The organism is Granulicatella sp. 20925_1_45 (genome assembly GCF_041433555.1).
In the GTDB taxonomy this organism is placed as follows: Bacteria; Bacillota; Bacilli; order Lactobacillales; family Aerococcaceae; genus Granulicatella.
Genome location: NZ_JAPWBR010000007.1, coordinates 57462 through 75639 on the forward strand (window position 1 = coordinate 57462; position 18178 = coordinate 75639).

At 34.9% G+C, this 18178-nt stretch carries 15 protein-coding genes; 14 read left to right on the plus strand and 1 reads right to left on the minus strand.

Annotated features, from left to right (window positions below; genetic code table 11):
• Positions 1–78 precede the first annotated feature (78 nt).
• Positions 79–312 carry a YneF family protein gene (locus O3798_RS03725; protein ID WP_048712477.1) on the plus strand — a complete coding sequence of 78 codons (234 nt, stop codon included), beginning with the start codon at positions 79–81 and terminating at the stop codon, positions 310–312.
• Between the two features lie 60 nt (positions 313–372).
• Here O3798_RS03725 and O3798_RS03730 read toward each other — a convergent pair whose 3' ends face one another.
• On the minus strand, positions 373–996 hold the full coding sequence (locus O3798_RS03730) for a lysophospholipid acyltransferase family protein (protein ID WP_371463387.1): 624 nt from the start codon (positions 994–996) through the stop codon (positions 373–375).
• Between the two features lie 139 nt (positions 997–1135).
• On the opposite strand from O3798_RS03730, the gene O3798_RS03735 reads away from it, so the two are divergent.
• The 13 genes from O3798_RS03735 (at position 1136) to O3798_RS03795 (ending at position 18125) form a co-directional block, all read left to right on the plus strand.
• On the plus strand, positions 1136–2416 hold the full coding sequence (locus tag O3798_RS03735) for a hypothetical protein (RefSeq protein WP_371463389.1): 1281 nt from the start codon (positions 1136–1138) through the stop codon (positions 2414–2416).
• Between the two features lie 306 nt (positions 2417–2722).
• Positions 2723–3733 carry a hypothetical protein gene (locus tag O3798_RS03740; RefSeq protein WP_371463391.1) on the plus strand — a complete coding sequence of 337 codons (1011 nt, stop codon included), beginning with the start codon at positions 2723–2725 and terminating at the stop codon, positions 3731–3733.
• A 14-nt stretch (positions 3734–3747) separates the two neighbouring features.
• Positions 3748–5004 (plus strand): hypothetical protein, encoded by a 1257-nt coding sequence (locus tag O3798_RS03745; protein WP_371463393.1) that lies wholly within the window; start codon positions 3748–3750, stop codon positions 5002–5004.
• Positions 5005–5025: 21 nt separating this feature from the next.
• Complete coding sequence (locus tag O3798_RS03750) at positions 5026–5496, plus strand: hypothetical protein (RefSeq protein ID WP_371463395.1); 471 nt, start codon at positions 5026–5028, stop codon at positions 5494–5496.
• 214 nt (positions 5497–5710) lie between these two features.
• Positions 5711–6481 carry a 30S ribosomal protein S2 gene (gene rpsB, locus O3798_RS03755; protein ID WP_039848780.1) on the plus strand — a complete coding sequence of 257 codons (771 nt, stop codon included), beginning with the start codon at positions 5711–5713 and terminating at the stop codon, positions 6479–6481.
• 115 nt (positions 6482–6596) lie between these two features.
• Positions 6597–7478 (plus strand): translation elongation factor Ts, encoded by an 882-nt coding sequence (gene tsf, locus O3798_RS03760; protein ID WP_371444848.1) that lies wholly within the window; start codon positions 6597–6599, stop codon positions 7476–7478.
• Positions 7479–7555: 77 nt separating this feature from the next.
• Positions 7556–8278: a UMP kinase gene (gene pyrH / locus O3798_RS03765; protein WP_048781980.1), complete on the plus strand. Its 723-nt coding sequence runs from the start codon at positions 7556–7558 to the stop codon at positions 8276–8278.
• Positions 8279–8281: 3 nt separating this feature from the next.
• Entirely contained in the window at positions 8282–8842 is a 561-nt protein-coding gene (gene frr, locus O3798_RS03770) for a ribosome recycling factor (RefSeq protein WP_371463397.1), read from the plus strand.
• Between the two features lie 53 nt (positions 8843–8895).
• Entirely contained in the window at positions 8896–9540 is a 645-nt protein-coding gene (locus tag O3798_RS03775; protein ID WP_371463399.1) for a thermonuclease family protein, read from the plus strand.
• A 125-nt stretch (positions 9541–9665) separates the two neighbouring features.
• The gene (gene nrdH, locus O3798_RS03780; RefSeq protein ID WP_039848779.1) at positions 9666–9902 is read left to right on the plus strand and encodes a glutaredoxin-like protein NrdH; all 237 of its coding nucleotides are present in this window, start codon (positions 9666–9668) and stop codon (positions 9900–9902) included.
• Between the two features lie 129 nt (positions 9903–10031).
• Entirely contained in the window at positions 10032–13601 is a 3570-nt protein-coding gene (locus O3798_RS03785; protein ID WP_371463401.1) for a PD-(D/E)XK nuclease family protein, read from the plus strand.
• Positions 13598–17293 carry a helicase-exonuclease AddAB subunit AddA gene (gene addA, locus O3798_RS03790; protein WP_371463403.1) on the plus strand — a complete coding sequence of 1232 codons (3696 nt, stop codon included), beginning with the start codon at positions 13598–13600 and terminating at the stop codon, positions 17291–17293. Before O3798_RS03785 ends, addA begins: the two co-directional genes overlap by 4 nt.
• 205 nt (positions 17294–17498) lie before the next feature.
• Positions 17499–18125 (plus strand): DUF624 domain-containing protein, encoded by a 627-nt coding sequence (locus O3798_RS03795; protein WP_371463405.1) that lies wholly within the window; start codon positions 17499–17501, stop codon positions 18123–18125.
• Positions 18126–18178 lie beyond the last annotated feature (53 nt).

Here is an 18178-nt window from a genome sequence, read left to right on the forward strand (position 1 = left end):
TTACCGCAAGGCTTTTCATTTCTTTAATAATTTAGTACAATAGACAAGGATACACATATTGAAGGGAGAGAAAGCCAAATGTCAACAGGAGCATGGATTTTAATCGTGATTCTTGCTGCAGTCGCAGGTGCGATCGGTGGTTTCTTTATCGCACGTCGTACAATGATGAACTACTTTGTAGAAAACCCACCATTTGATGAAGATATGATTCGTAGTATGATGACTCAAATGGGTCAAAAACCATCTGAACAAAAAGTTCGTCAAATTGCTGCTTCAATGAAAGCACAAGCTAAAAAAAGAGCTAAAAAGTAAAGTAAAAAACCATCGGAATATTCCGATGGTTTTTTTCGTTATACCGTATATGGTATAACGTTATTTTTTTACAGGTAATTCATATACATAATTTGGATCGATTTCTTTATCGAGTTCATCGAACTTTTGAATCAGAACTTGATCGTAATTGGCAATTTCTTCTTTTGTTAGCTTTTGATCTGCAATATAGATTGGGTCACCAATGCGTACATGCATTTTTTTACGCTTAATAATATCCTTGAAAGTTAAGGGTCCTTGATACACCATTGGAACGATAGGGGCTTTTGCTAGACGAGCGATCATCACAGCACCACCTTTCATCTCGTTAGAGTAACGTGTTCCAGTAGGGAAGATAACGAGGGCTTTTTGATTTTCCTTAATTTGTTGGACAGGATACTTAATCGCGCTTGGTCCTGGTTTTTTACGGTTCACTGGGAAAGCACCCAGTTTCTTAATAAACCAAGCGAATGGTTTTGGTTTGAATAATTCTTGTTTTGCCATTAAGACAAGCGGTTGCGGGTAAACAGCAATCGCCATCATCACTGGATCTAACCAAGAACGGTGAGGGGCTACAAGCACATACCCTGTGTCTTTAGGTACTTTTTCTCGACCTTGGTAATCGCCAAATCCATTTAATAGAACTAGCAGTCCGCGAACTATCCAAATAGTGATTTTATAAATCATAACAATCTCCTTTATTTCATCTGTAATTGTAGTATGCGTGAATTCAGATTTTTTTGCAAGTTCAAAACACTTATGGAAACCCTCTCTTTATTAGTGATATATGGTATAATAATATTAACAATTTTACGGGGGATTTCCTATGAAAGAATATAAAATCAGCTATTTTCGTCTTAATTTAGTCTTATTAGGTTATTTATTATACAATGTTATTTATTTTCTGTTGGATTATTCTGCAGGCTACGCATTCTTTATTGTCTGGCCGGTATTCTTTTTATCTTTAGCAATCATTCTGTTAGGGAATATTTTTATTTTTAGAGATGTTGTCAAATTAAGAGATACTTATAAGAAGAATAAAATGATTCAAGTAACCAGTATGATTCAACTCGTTGCAGCTTGTATTGGCTTATGTTTCCAACTAACGAATCTAACTGTTGGGAAATGGTGGCCAATTAATTATGTGGAACATTATCCGATTTTAGTTGGTACAAGCATCATCTATTCGGTGGTTTTTATTATTGGAATCATTCAGAAAAGAGCAGTAGAACAACAAGAAAAGTCATCCTCATTATTCGGTTTGGGTTTCGGTGTCGTTGTGGTCTTACTGTGTAACTTCTTACTTTTCACGAATAGTAAAGCTTCTGTCTTCGATGCAAACAAACAATATGTACAGGAGTTTAAAGATTTGGGATTTACCGGAAAAGTAGAGGTCCGAGAGAAAACGCAATTAATTGAACCGTATGTTGGTTCTCGTACAACTTTACATTATGATGAGAAGTTATCTGATGGCACTTATTTCTGGGAGTTAATTGATGTTGCTGAAGTTCGCAACGGGACTCACGTGACACAGTTGGATGATCAACTCGCACAGGAGATTAGTAAGTATCTGGACACTGATGAGGAAAAAGAGTTATTCGATAAAGTGAAAAAACAAGAATTCCAATTCGTTTTATTTCTCTATAAAGATTTAATTCGAAAACGAAAAATTGATACTGAACTAATCAATAAAGTGAATAATGAGGTAGGGTTCAAACTAGTAGAAAAATACGGTTTAAGCATTTATCCAAAAAATCCTCCAGAGTTTTATAGCGTCATTATTAAGAACGCTCTTAAAAACAGAAAAAATGGCGATACTGAAGTAGCAGGGTTTTATAATGTCGATATTCCTATTCAATCTATGATTGTTAATTTCGGTTATATTAATTATCTTGAATTGGATCAATTTCTAAAAGATAAAAACGCTAGTCGTGTAGAATATCTAAAAAAAATACTCTCTCAGATTCCATCTGGAACGCTTGAGGATGGAACCTATAAGTTCGGTGGTACAACTAAAATCGATGGTAAAAATCAGTGGGTGACGGTTACGATGGTAATTGAAAACGGAAATAGTCATTTTGAAGAAGACGAAATGAGAAATCCGTAAACTGATAAGTAAGGAGGAACTTTTATGAAACGAAATACAGTCAGTTTTTTCCGGCTGAGTTTAGTCATCATTGGATATATAATCTATAATAGTCTTTTCTATTTTTATCCTTCAGGGGAGTATCCTTCTTTTACTTGGCCTTTTCTCGTAATATCGTGGGCATTTATTGCTTTTGGAAATCTCTTTTTACTGATTGACCCAATTCGATTAATGGTGGTGTTTAAATAGGATAGAAATATCAGAAATTCAACTATTATTCAGTTGGTTCTTGTCATTGTAAGTTACTTTATTCAGAGCGCCGAATTAATGAAAGGACAATTTAAGTTCATTAATTTCATAAATCATTTTTCTGAAACATTTGCCTTAAGTTTAATTCTTACATTAATTTTTATCATAGCGATTTACCAAAAGTTATGGCTCCATAGAGAAGATAATAATGATGCAAAATACCATTTTGTATTTGGTTTGCTATTAATCGTTATTACAAATATTTTGCTAGTCTCAACTGCATTTTCAACAATTTCCGCACCAACACTTTTTAATTCTGGGAAAAACTATCCTCAGGAATTTAAAGATTTCGGACTAAATGGAACTGTTAAAGTAAAAAGTAAAAAACATGCATTTGAATTACGGGGATATGAAGTCAGTTTAGAATATACTGAACAGTTTTCTGATGGATATTCTTATTCTAAAAATTATACAATTTCTGAAGAGGCTGGAGATCAATATGAATTGGCGATTTCAAATGAGAGTGTTCAAAAAATCAAAGAACTATTGTCAACTGACAAAGAACGTGAACGACTTGAAAAAGTGAAATATGAGGAGTTTAACTTCTTACTCAGTCTTTATAAAGAAAAATTAAAAAAATTAAAAGTGCCTTATACAATTGCTGATACCATTAATACAGCTTTTAAAGTTGAGCTTGTCAAAGAATCTAGAGTTGATTTTTATCCAACAGACGGGTATGAATTTACAGCATTTTTAATCTCTAAATCTCTTCGAAATGTTGAAAAAGGGGATCAAGACGCTGCTGGTTTTTACAATATTGATGTAAAGCAAGCTATGAAGAACGATCAAATTTACGCTAATATTGATCTCATTTTCTATTCCGAATTAACTTCTAAAGCGCAGAAAGCAGGGTTATCTAACCTAGAATACTTTAAAGAAGTACTAGAAGCATTACCAAGAGGCACCTTCTGGGACGGAGTCTATCAATTCAAGGGTAGTGCTGAGGTGAATGGAAAAACCAGAGATGTGATTAGTACTTTTGTTGTGGAAAATGGGTTAGGTTATTTTGAAGAAGATGATTTGAAATAGAAGAGGAGGTATTTATGAATAATAAGAAGATACAGTATATTAACTTATTACTTCCAACTATTCTTTATTTTCTCCTGTTTATGCTAGAAGTCATTATGGGACATGGAATCACGAAAGCATTATTTTCAGTTTATTTTATTGTTTTTATCATTTTGTTTTTTGTAATTCTATTTGCAGTATTACGTGAACTCTATATTATTAACTTTGTGTTAGCTAAAGACAATGCAAAGGTCCGAATCCCAGGGACTATGGCGTTTGTTCTATTCTTATATTTTACATTTAACGAATTAAAATATCCTTTTACGGTGATTATGCCATTTGAGTCCATTGTTAACGCAAAAAGCGGAGCAGTATTAACGTTTGTACTATTATTAGTATTTAATGTTTTGTGTTTAATGGTGTACGGGTTTGTTGAAGGAAAACAAAATCTTGTAAAAGCACCACTTTTGTACGTCCTCATTACGACGTATGCATTAATGGTACTAGCTATTAATATCCAACAAGTGGAACAAAACAGGTCAGACGATCTTACTGTAAAAATAGAGGAGTACTATAAAGAACACGGATTCAATGCAACTGTAAAAGTAATCCCACCAGTTAATAATGATATGGCGAATATCAAATTTACTGAAAAACTGAGTTCAGGAAGTGAAGTAACATTCCAAAACAATGTGTTCTTAGAGAAAGGAACTAGCATTCGTGACATGCAGGAGGCGGTGGATACGTCCAATGTTTCAACAGATGAAGCAAAGATTCTTCAGCTTCTATTCAATCAAAACTTTACATTTCTTAGAGGAGCATTTCTATTCAATTCTGATTTAGAAAAATCCGTTGATAAAGTGAAAAGAGTAATGGATGATAAAGTTGAAGATGTAGAAATTACAAATATTAAAATAGATGTAAATCCCTTAATCTCAGGGGAGGAACGGTTAAAAAGATTAGCTCATATTGCAGCGAATCATTTGAAAGATAACTCAGTAACAGAAGTTATTTACAATTTAACATTAGAAGAACTCCTTTTAAGTGAAACTGAGGTCATTACTGGTTATTTACGAGTGGATTACCGGGAGGCTTCTTCACTAGAAGAACTTCTATCGTTTGTAACTTCAAAATTTAATAGGTTAAGTAAGGGAGCACTTCCTGATGGAATGTATTTATTCGATGCCTATGTATTAGTTCCGGAAAAAGATAACATCAAAAACGATCAACAATTCCTTGCTGTTAAAGTCAAAAACGGAATAGTTCATGTATATTGGAAAAACAGAAAGTAATCTAAAATGGAAGGAATAGTCATGAAAGAAAAAATTAAACTAAGAGATTATAATATATTTTATTTTATAACGCTATTATCAATTCTCGTTTTGAAATCAAAAGAAGCAGGTATTATTACAACTTTCTTTGTTGTTGGCGGCATTTTAATTATTTTTAACTATATTATTTTTATTAGTTTATTTAAGAATCTGCTCGTGTTCTATAAGCGCAAGCATGAAAATATTCTGTTTCTTGTTAGCCTCGCTTTACAACTTATCGGAGCTGGACTATTCGTTATATCTATCGCAATGAATTTTGAATTATTAATAGGACCTCAGATGGACACATTGACTTTACCAATTATCTTGTATCTTATTGGAATTAATTTGATCGAAATTTCTGGTTTGGTAGCGTATGTTACGCAGGAAAAGAGTAAAGGAAGCTTCCCGTGGTTAAACGTTATTCTAACAGTGTTAATTATTATTAGCTTTAATGTCGCTGTATTATATTAAAATGAAAAAGACTTTGTTGGAAATTCTATTGTTTCATCATGAAAACAATAGAATTTTCTTGCAATTTAAATAACTTTCATGTACAATCATTGATGGTGTAAAAACCAAAAAAATTCACACCTAATTGGATGTTAAGATTGGTGCTTCTTTTAGAAGAGGTCTTATCGCTGAAAATTGGGGAGGAAAATATAAACCAAATTGGAGGAAAACAAAAATGGCAGTTATTTCAATGAAACAATTGTTAGAAGCTGGTGTACATTTCGGTCACCAAACACGTCGCTGGAACCCTAAGATGAAGAGATACATCTTCACAGAAAGAAATGGTATCTATATCATCGACCTACAAAAAACTGTTAAATTAGTGGACGATGCATACAACTACATGCATGAAGTTGCTGAAAACGGTGGTATTGCATTATTCGTTGGTACTAAAAAACAAGCACAAGATGCTGTTAAAGACGAAGCAATCCGTTCAGGTCAATACTACGTTAACCATCGTTGGTTAGGTGGTACTTTAACTAACTGGGATACAATCCAAACACGTATCAAACGTTTGAAAAAAATCAAAGAAATGCAAGAAGACGGCACTTTCGAAGTATTACCTAAAAAAGAAGTTGGTATTCTATTAAAAGAATTAGACAAACTTGAAAAATACTTAGGTGGTATTAAAGATATGCCACGCATTCCTGATGTAATGTTTATCGTTGACCCTCGTAAAGAACGCATTGCAGTTCAAGAAGCTCACAAATTAAACATTCCAATCGTTGCTATGGTTGACACAAACTGTGACCCAGATGAAATCGATGTTGTTATTCCATCAAATGATGATGCTATCCGCGCGGTTAAATTAATCGTTGCTAAAATGGCTGATGCATTCATCGAAGGTAACCAAGGTGAAGACGTAGCAGTAGACGTTGAAGACTTAGATAAAGATACTTCATTAGAAGATATCGAAAAATTAGTTGAAGGCGACAACGCTGAATAATCACTAACTGTTAAGCTGTTTGAATCAGAAAGAGGCGAAATAGACTTTTCAATTCAAACAGCTTTTTTTAAAAAGTTTGAAAAAATTTAAAAGCAAATTATAGGAGGAATTGAGAATGGCTCAAGTTACAGCTCAATTAGTAAAACAATTACGCGACATGACTGGCGTAGGTATGATGGATGCTAAAAAAGCATTAGTTCAAGTTGAAGGAGATATCGACAAAGCGGTTGACTACTTACGTGAAGCTGGTTTAGCAAAAGCTGCTAAAAAAGCAGACCGTATCGCTGCAGAAGGTATCACTAATGTTTTAGTTGAAGGAAACCGTGCAGTTATCTTAGAAGTAAATGCTGAAACTGACTTCGTTGCTAAAAACGATAAATTCCAAGCATTAGTTAAAGAAGTTTCTGAAGCAATCTTAAAAGCAAACCCTTCAACATTAGAAGAAGCTCTTGAAGTTGAAACTCCAAACGGTAAAATTTCTGACGTTATTGCAGAAGCAACTACAGTTATCGGTGAAAAAATCACTTTACGTCGTTTCGAAATCGTTGAAAAATCTGATGCAGATGCTTTCGGTGCATACTTACACATGGGTGGACGTATTGGTGTGTTAACTGTTGTTGAAGGTTCTACAGACGATTCTGCAGCTAAAGATGTTTCAATGCACATCGCTGCAATCAACCCTAAATATATTGACCGTTCACAAGTTTCTGAAGAAGAATTAGAACATGAAAAGAAAGTTCTTACTGAGCAAGCATTAAACGAAGGTAAACCAGCTAACATCGTAGAAAAAATGATCGCTGGACGTTTAAACAAATTCTTAGCTGAAATTAGCTTAAACGACCAACCATTCGTTAAAGATCCAGATCAAACTGTATCTAAATTCGTTGCTTCTAAAGGCGGAAAAGTTAAATTATTCCACCGTTATGAAGTTGGTGAAGGTTTAGAAAAACGTGTTGATAACTTTGTTGAAGAAGTTATGGGACAAGTTAAAAAATAATCACTGTGCATGTGAGGGAATATGGTAGATAGCTACCCGCTATTCCCTTTTTTTATAAAGATTAAGGAGATAAAGCAATGGTTGAACCAAAATACAAACGTGTTGTTTTAAAATTAAGTGGTGAGGCATTAGCAGGGCAAGCAGGCTTTGGTATTAACCCACCAACGATTAAAGAAGTTGTTAAAGAGCTAAAAGAGGTTCATGATTTAGGTGTTGAAATTGCCATTGTTGTCGGCGGTGGTAACATTTGGCGCGGAATTACTGGTGAAGAAGTTGGTATGGAACGCGCTCAAGCAGACTATATGGGAATGTTAGCAACGGTTATGAATGCATTAGCACTTCAAGACGCTTTAGAAAACGTAGGAGTTCCAACTCGTGTTCAAACTTCTATTGATATGCGTCAAATCGCTGAACCTTATATCCGTCGTAGAGCGGTCCGTCACTTAGAAAAAGAACGTGTTGTGATCTTTGCGGGTGGTACAGGGAACCCTTACTTCTCAACAGATACAGCCGCTGCTTTACGTGCTGCTGAAATCGAAGCAGATGCAATCTTAATGGCGAAAAACAACGTGGATGGCGTTTATAGTGCCGACCCACGTGTAGACGTTAATGCGAAGAAATATAATGAATTAACACACTTAGATGTTATCCAAAAAGGCTTAAAAGTAATGGATACGACTGCAAGCTCACTTTCTATGGATAATGATATTCCATTAGTTGTGTTTAATTTAAACGAACCAGGTAATATTAGACGCGTTGTATTAGGGGAGAACATTGGTACAACAGTTAGGGGGAAATAGGTAATGTCAACTAGCGAAATTTTAGCTCATACTAAAGAACGTATGAAAAAATCTGAAGAGGCGCTTCAACGTGAATTAGGCTCAATCCGTGCTGGACGTGCAAACGCAAGTCTTTTAGACCGTTTAGAAGTGGAATACTACGGAGCATTAACTCCAGTAAACCAATTAGCTTCAATTACAGTTCCAGAAGCACGTATGCTTTTAATTACACCTTATGACAAATCTTCATTAAACGACATAGAACGTGCGGTTTTAATGAGCGATATCGGAATCACTCCAACAAGTGATGGTTCTGTTATTCGTTTAATTATTCCACAATTAACAGAAGAACGTCGTAAAGAATTAGCTAAACAAGTAGGTAAAGAAGCTGAGAGTGCAAAAGTAAGCGTACGTAATATTCGTCGTGATGCGATTGACCAAGCGAAAAAAGCTGAAAAAGCAAAAGAAATTACTGAAGATGAATTACACACACTTGAAAAAGACATCCAAAAAGTTACGGATGACAGTGTTAAAAACATCGACAAATTAGCAGCAAACAAAGAAAAAGAACTTTTAGAAGTTTAATTTGAATAGAAAAGGGGCTCTTGCCTCTTTTTTATTTATTAGGGAGGAACAAAATGACCCAAAAACAATGGAAAATGATTAGTACCATTATTTCAATAATAATTGTGGTTGTATTTGCTCTTTACAAGGCTTTTGGAGAGCAAAAGGCAACGAATAAATCAAATACTCATTCTTCATCGAAAACGTCTCAAAATGCTTCTAATTCCTCATTTACGGGAACGAATTTTGATTACTTTGAGAGCATGAAAAAATATCCTTTTAAATATGTATACGGAGCAGACGGAGATACATTCCACCTCAGTTATGAAGGGAAAGAATTTAAAGTGCGTCTACTCATTGTAGATGCTCCAGAAACAGCAAAAGAGGGTAAAGAAGCTCAACCTTTTGCAGATGAAGCGAAGAAACGTACTGAAGAACTATTAACAAACGCGAAGAAAATCGAAGGAAGTTTCGATGTCGGTGATCATGCGGATAAGTATGATCGTGCATTAATGTATGTGTATGTCGATGGCAAATTACTTCAAGATATTTTAATTGAAGAGGGGCTTGCCAGAGTTGGGTATGCCTACGAACCAAACACGAGCCTGTTAAAACAATTCCAAGAAATTGAAAAGAAAGCAAAAAAACGTAAGAAAAATATTTGGGAAAAAGACGGTTACGTGACTAACAAAGGCTTTGATACCAGCGTTTATAAGTAATCTGTCTAAACTATATATTGTGTTTTAAAATGAAAATGCATTTTCATAAGAACTATATATTGTATTTTGATTCAAAATGATGTATGATATCTTCTGTCAGAAAAAATAAAAAGGGGAGAAGTAATATGTCAAATCGCAATATTATTCTTTATTCAAAACCAAATTGCATGCAATGCAATTTTACAAAACAATTTTTCGAAAATAACAACGTGGAATTCACAGTAAAAGATGTTTTCGAGTCAGAAGAAGCTTTAGCAGAAGTGAAGGAATTAGGCTTCCAATCATTACCTGTTATCGTAGCTGATGGCGTAGAACCATTCTTCGGATTCCGTCCTGATCTTTTAGAAAAATTAGTGGGATAATTTTAACTATAAAAGAAAAGTACACTTTTAGTAGGAAACTGCTAAAAGTGTTTTTTTATTTCAATTTTTAAAGCGCTTTTTCCAGATTTCATGATATACTAAAGAAGACTTAAAAAGGAGGACGCGTCAATGGGATTTAATGCTGTTATTTCAAAGAAATCCGTTAATAAATCAAAGAAGATTGCCGAACGTTTTGCGCAGTGGCTTAAACAAGATGAAGCACATCAGGTTTACTACATTGTTCCTGATCACATTAAGTTTACTGCCGAAATGGAGATGATTCGACAAGTCGGAGAGTTATTAACGGATTCATCTTCTCGTAGCTACGCTTCAACAAGACTACAAGTATACAGTTTCAAACGTTTATTATGGTATTTACTAAGAAATGAAGCCATTACAGAAAAAACATCGATTTCAAAAGTCGGAATTACAATGCTTTTGAAATCAATTCTAGAGGAACATTCAGAGGAGCTTGTTCTCTTTAAAAATGAAGCTCGTCATAAAGGTTTTCTTGAACAATTAAGCAAGGTAATGAATGAATTTCAATCTGGAGGAATTGAAGTTGAGGATTTCTCTAGCTTTTTTGAAGCGTCCACTCCTTCAGAAAACGAGCAACGATTAAAAGAATTTGGGATTATTTATCGTTACTATATAGAAGCACTAAAAGAAGATTTCGTTCATCAAGAAGAAAGCTATGCGCAATTATGCAGCGTAATTGCTACTAAGGATTTGTCCAATACCTTTATTGCAATTGATGAAATGGTGACATTAACGAAGGCTGAAATGGAAGTGATTGAATCCTTAGTAGGAAGTGGGGCAACCGTTGAATTTCACGCAACGTTAACGACATATGGAGTCCATACCGCTAAATACGAAGCAGGGGATTCATTATTCACTTCAAACAGACTCCTCTTAGAAAGACTCTCAAGATGGGTGAATAGAGGAGAGGACTTAGCTCGCATCATCGAATGGGAAGAAAGTGATTCTCTTTTTGATGATGAATTTAAAGAGGTTGAAAAATTCTGGCTTGAAACGAATGGTGGACTTCCAAAAGTGAAGACACCAGCCAAAGATAAACTTCCACTACAAAAAATCACTTTTACTAAGTACACAGATGAAAGAGAAGAGTATCAAGAGACATTTGCCCAAATTAAGAGAATGGTACAAGAGGGTGAAGTTCGCTATAAAGACATTCAAATTTTGGGGCGTAATTTAGAAGAGAATCATTTATTCCTGGAATCTCTTTTAAAACAATATGATATTCCTGGTTTTATCGATTTATCCGACTCAATGGAGCATCATCCAATTATTCAAGTTCTGGATGCACTCTATAATATTTGGCAATACGATTGGCGTTATGCCGATATTATGAGTCTTCTTCGTAGCGAATATGTCTTGTGGCATAAAGGTGATGAAACGCCTCTTAAGAACCAATTACAAGCCTTTAGACAGCAATTAGATGAAACGGAAACAGTTATTCTTGCTAATGGTTACGAAGGTTATCAATGGACGAATGGAAAACCTTGGGCCTATGTGGAAGATTCTATTGACGAAGATTCTACAGTTGAAGTGACGGATAAAAATACGCAAATTCTTTTAAAGGCGCAAGAACTTCGAGATGAATTAACAAGCGTATTACTACCTGCATTCAAGAAACTAGAACAAGCAGCTACAACGACTGAAGCAGTTACTGTATTGTATCAATTATTGACGACTCTAGGATTAGATAGATCGGTCATTTACTGGAGAGATATTGCTGCTGAAGAAGGAGATGTCGAAACAGCAAGACGTCAAGAACAAGTGTGGTCTGAATTTATCCGTTTATTAGATGAATATATCTATATTTTCGGATATAAATCCTTTGATTGGGAAACCTTTATGATGTTACTTCATACAGGATTTGAACAAACACACTATAATTTAGCCCCATCTACATTAGATGAATTAACGATTACAGGAATGGATTCTGTTCGTTATTCACCTAAGAAAATTACTTTTGCAGTGGGGCTTACGCAAGGTGTAATGCCACGTAATATTGATGAAACGGGACTACTAACGGACGATGAACGTGAACTTTTTTCCAATCAACTAGATAGTGGACGTTTCCTAGCGCCTACAACAGGACAACTGCAATCCGTTGAACCATTTGTGTTCTATCAGTTACTCATGAGCGCAACAGAGCATCTTTATCTATCTTGTGCTATTTCTAAAGATGGTAAGGAACAACTGGTTTCAAATTTTGTTCAACGATTACTAAAACATTATGAACTAGAAGAAATTGATGGATCGTTGAACCGACAAAACCGTTTAGAACAAGGGGATTTTGTAGTTCCGTTTGAACTCTTTACAACGCTTCTATTGAAGATGAGAGAGAACAAGTTCAAAGAAATAGATGAGATTGATTTCTTATGGAAATTAATTCCGCATTTACTGAAAGCAGACGCTGCATTCAGCGCTGACTATCATGCGTTACTGGCATCTGTATTCAGATTAAATGTAGCAAGTAAATTACCACTTTCTCTTGCGCAAGAGCTTTATGGAAATCAATTGAATTTATCAACGTCTCAAATTGAAACTTACTATAAGGATCCATTTAGTCATTTCTTACAATACGGATTAAGACTGAAAGAACGCCAAGAATTCGAGCTTTCTCCAGCCAATACAGGAGAATACTTCCATGAATTCTTCGATCAGTTTATTAAAGAATTGAATGCTCTTGGATTATCTTTAAGAGACTTAACGGTAGAGCAAAAGTTGGCTATTGAAAAAGACATCTTCAATCGAATGAAAGAGAACCCGAAATTTGCGATTTTAGGCTCTTCTAGACGTTTAAACTTCGTCCAAGGATTGTTACACCAAACTCTAATGCAAACGACAAATGCGCTTCAAAAACAAGCCTTAGCGCTAGAGACAAAACCTTGGATGACCGAAGTGGTATTCGGGACTTCTGGAAACTATCCAATTCACATTCCAATTGGTAAAAATCAGTCTATTCATTTACGTGGGAAAATTGACCGTATCGACTTACTACAGTCAGATAACGGAATTTATAACGGGATTATTGACTATAAATCTTCTGAACAAAAATTCGAGATTGCAAAACTTATTGCAGGAGTTCAAATCCAACTGTTAACGTATTTGAAAGTATCTGAAGAAATTATTCGCAGTGAAACAGGTACGGTTCCAACGCCTCTAGAAGCAAGTTATATCCATGTGCATAATCCAAAATTCAGCATTAAAGAAGTGCCAACGGAAGATAAGTTTATCCAAGAATGGACTAAAGCCTTTAAACATCGTGGTTTAGTAAACTCTGATGAGATTGCTAGACTTAATCCGGAACTTGTTGAGACAAGTAAATCAAACGTATTAAATGTCGCTTTGAAAAAAGATGGTGGTATCAGTGCTACTTATAAAAATGGCGTTTATACAACAGAAGAATTGAAGTTATTTAAAGATTTTGTATGGGAACAGATTCAAGAAGCAGGTAAAGGTATTCTATCTGGGGATATCACACTAGCTCCATATGAAGACTTTAAACAATATGCAGATTCTGTATCCGGTAAATTTAGTAGTATTGCCCAGTTCGATGCTACAAACCCAGAAAATAGATATCGTAATCTTCCTAAATTTGAAAAAGAAGAGGGGATTGCATTTATTCAAGAGGAATTACAAGAGAAGAAAGGAGAGACAGAAGAATGATTCCAGAGAAACCAAAAGGATTACAAGCAACACCTGATCAATGGAAGGCAATAGCTACTCGTGGGAACAATCTTCTTGTTTCTGCTTCAGCCGGATCTGGGAAAACAAAAGTGCTTGTAGAACGTATTTTGATGCATATTCAAGAGGGAATCGACATTAATGAATTGTTAGTAGTGACCTTCACGGAGCTTGCAGCAAAGGAAATGAAGGAGCGTCTTCGCACTAAATTAGAAGAAGCAATTGAAAAATCAACGGATGAAGTTCTTCAACAACGTTTTGCGAAACAATTGCAACTAATTCCGTCTGCTATGATTTCAACGATTCATAGTTTCTGTATGAAAGTAATTCGTCGTTATTTCTACTTAGCGGGTATTGATCCAGTGTTTACGATGATGGATGAAATCGAAGGGCAACTATTGCAAGAAAAAGTATGGAGAACTCTTGAGGAAGAGCTTCTTGAACATCCTGAATTTGAAGAAGTATTTGCGACGTTCTCAAACGACCGTTCGGACGATGGTATTACGAATACTGTTTACCGTCTATACCAATATTCACGCTCTAAAAGAGAACCTAAAACATGGTTATCCAATTTAACAGAGAATTATGCAGTTGGAAGTGATTATGCTTCAACATCTTTCGTTAAAACGTACGTAAAACCAGCATTAATCGAAGAGTTAAGTTACCTTGTTACTCAATATGATCAACTTCTTAAAGATATCGAACTTCTTGGAGCTCCGAAGCATCAAGCGGTATTAGAAGATGATATAGACTTTGTAAAAACGATTTTGGTGCATATCCAAGAAGAGTCATACGTTTTTGCGCATCAAACATTTGAAGATAGAAAATTCAAGAACTGGTCTACAGCTAAAGTGGATGATACTGTTAAAGAAAGCTTAGATGAGATTAAAGCAATTCGCGAAGGCTTGAAAAAAGACTTCCAAAAAATCAAAGAAGATTACTTTGCGATTTCTCCAGAAGTTCAGCTGCAGCAAATGACGAAAGTAAATCGAATTCTTTCGAAACTTTCAGATATCGCAGTGATGTTTTATGACCGTTTCCAAGATGAAAAACATCAGTTAAACAAACTTGATTTCTCTGATTTAGAACATGATACTTTGAGAATTCTGACAAAATTAGATTCAAATGGTCAAAAGATTGCTTCCGAATACTATCAAAATCACTTTAAAGAAGTCATGGTCGATGAGTATCAAGACGTTAACCGTGTCCAAGAAGCGATTTTAGAGCTCGTAAGTAAGCCCGATAATCGTTTTATGGTAGGTGACGTGAAACAATCTATCTACGGTTTCCGACTAGCAGATCCGTCTCTATTCCGTGAAAAATACGAAGAGTATGCCAAAGGAAAGAGTGGGGAAAGAATTGTTCTAGCAGAGAATTTTCGTTCTAGAGATGAGGTTCTTTCTTTTACGAATAAGGTATTCCAACAAATTATGAATAAAGAGTTGGGACAAGTGGAGTATGATGACGTTGCTGCATTAAAAACAGGGAATCTTTCATATTCTCAAGATGATGATAAATTCAGTGAAATTATTTTAATTGAAGATGTGGATTTAGATGAAAAGTCGGATGATTTAGACGATGCTGAAGGATTCGAAAAGGTAGAAAATGAGATTCATTATGTTGCGCAACGCATTCAAGAGATGATAAAGACACCTTTTGAAGTGATGAATGATAAAGCAGATGCAAAACGTCCAGTAACTTATGGAGACTTTGCTATTCTTTCATCAACAAAGAGTAATAATGATAAGATTGAATCAATTTTTGCTGCTTACGGAATTCCTGTAAACGTTCAAAAGGCGCAATCATACTTTAAACGTACAGAGATTACAACAATGGTTTCTTTACTAAAAGTGATTGATAATCCACTACAAGATATTCCGCTAGTAGCTGTATTGCGCTCTGGACTTGTCGGACTAGATGAGATCGCTTTGGCGCACATTCGTAAGTCATCGAAAAATACAAGTTATTATGAGGCTGTTTGCCAGTTTGTTTCAAATTTTGAGCTTCAAGAAGTCGATTATTATGATTCTAAGCAACAATTAGCGCTTAAAGAACGTCTAGAAGGCTTTTTAACACTATTAAATAAATGGAGAGACAGTGCGAATAACGAATCGATTGCTCAGTTAATTTGGGAAATCTATATGGATACTCATTACTTAGAATATGTCCATGGACAGTCCAATGGTTCGCAAAGAGCTGTAAACTTGCATGCGCTATATGAACATGCGAATCAATATGAAGCAAGCAGTTTTAAAGGAGTTCGAAACTTTATCCGATTCATTGAAGCTCTTCAAAAGAAAGAAAAAGATTTAGATGAAGCACCAATTGCAACGGATTCAAACGCTGTTCAAGTGATGACAATTCACGCAAGTAAAGGGTTAGAATTCCCAGTTGTGTTCTTAATCGATACAAACCGTAAATTCAACATGCAAGACTTAAAAGCATCTATTATGTGTTCCGATGAGATTGGTGTAGGTACGAATTTCTTTGACTTAAATACTCGTATTACGTATCCAACTGTACAAGCTGTAGCCACAAGAAACTTCGAGAAAAAGAAATTGTTATCCGAAGAAATGCGTAAATTGTATGTAGCAATGACGCGTGCACGTGAAAAGCTAATTATTGTAGGTACACTTAAAAACTACGAGTCATTTAAGAAGAAATATGCCTTTTTAACAAACGAATCTAGCGAAATTTTACCTTATCAAGCACGTTTCAAGAGCGGTACATTCCTTAACTGGATGCTACTGAGCGCTATTCGTGAACAATACAAGATTATTCCTGAAATTGTTGCAAAACCGGATATCGTATCTAAGAGTCAACAATATATTCACGAAATCAGTGGTAAAGAAGTCTTCCAAGAAGATTGGCATGAATACTACAGTGAAGCCGATTCTCCACGTGAATTGAAGTCTAAAGTACAACAAATGCTTCAAACAATTCAGCGAGACTATCAATTTGAAGCTGAAAGTAAAACAACAAGCTATCAAAGTGTGTCTGAATTGAAACGGGTGCTTGAAGATCCAATCATCGAAGAATTAGCGCAAAATAGCTTGATAGAAGAGGGGAGAAGAGCGATTTACCTCTCTCCTACATTAGAGAAACCTCGCTTTATGGAAACTGCTTCAGCATCGGTTTCTGGCGCACAAAGAGGTAGTGCTCTTCACTTGTTAATGCAGAAGGTTGACTTCACAAGTGACATTACATTAGATTCCTTAGAACATTTACTCAGAAGTTTAGTGGAATCCAATGAAATTACACCGGAAGTTGCTGCAAAAGTTCCAGTGACACAAGCATACGAATTCTTCCAATCATCATTTGGTCAATGGATTGTGCAAAATTCACATGCATTAGTACGTGAGCAAGCATTTTCTTATGTACTTGAAGCCAGTGAATTCTTTAAATCCATTCAGACAGATGATTTGATGATGATTCACGGGATTATCGATGGATATGTTGAATTAGATGATGAGATTGTCGTATTTGACTATAAGACGGATTATGTCGTGGATTCTAAAGAAGGAATTCAAAGCATCGTACGGAAATATAAAGACCAATTAAATATATACGCCGATGCATTAAGCATTAGTTGTAACAAAAAAGTGACAAGAAAAGTTCTATGTTTATTATCCATTAATAAGAATATAGATATCGATACATTAAATGCTATATAAATGATTATGCGCTCAGTGTTAGTTATTAATGCTGGGCGTATTCATTTATGATAGAGGATATAGAATCTTTTTGATATATAACTTAGTATAATATATATTATGTAAACCTATATATGTATCTGAAAAAGAATAAAGAAACATCATTGCATTTTAAAGTTCCTCAACGTATACTATTAAAGTAATTAATTAATAAGGATGGTCTCACATGCAATATAATCAAGACAGCAAGTTCTGGCATTTTGCTACATTAGTTGCTGATTTTATTTTATTAAATCTTTTATTTATCGTTCTATGTATACCTATTATAACTATTGGTCCTGCATTAGCTGCATTAATGCATACGACACTTAAGCTTTCTGAGGATGAAAATCGCACACTCGTTAAGCCGTTTTGGAATGAATTTAAACGTGATATTACTAAAAAGATGCTTCTATGGATCGTATATTTAGTTCTAATTGCTGCTATGGTTTATATGGCTCAATTTTACTGGAATTTTGCTAATAATAATGCTGATTTATTTAGAATCATTGGTTTTATGTTATTTGTGTTATCAGCGTTAATTTTAATCGTCACTATCGTAGCTTCAATTATTGGTCTTGCGATGACGACTCAGTATTTTAGTCCTATAAAACGTCTCGTTAAAAATAGTTATTTACTTATCATCGTAATGCCTGTGCAATCACTGATTATGGCTGCAGTTCTTATTGCTGCAATTTTATTCGCTATTTATCAGACAGTGCCTGTATTATCATTCTTTTTAGTGATTGGCTTTGCAGCCGTTGCATATAGTTTTGCACCGTTAATTCGTGAAATTTTTACAAAGGTGAAATAATCAATTTTATAAACGAAAACGACCTACAGAAATGCTCTGTAAGTCGTTTTTTT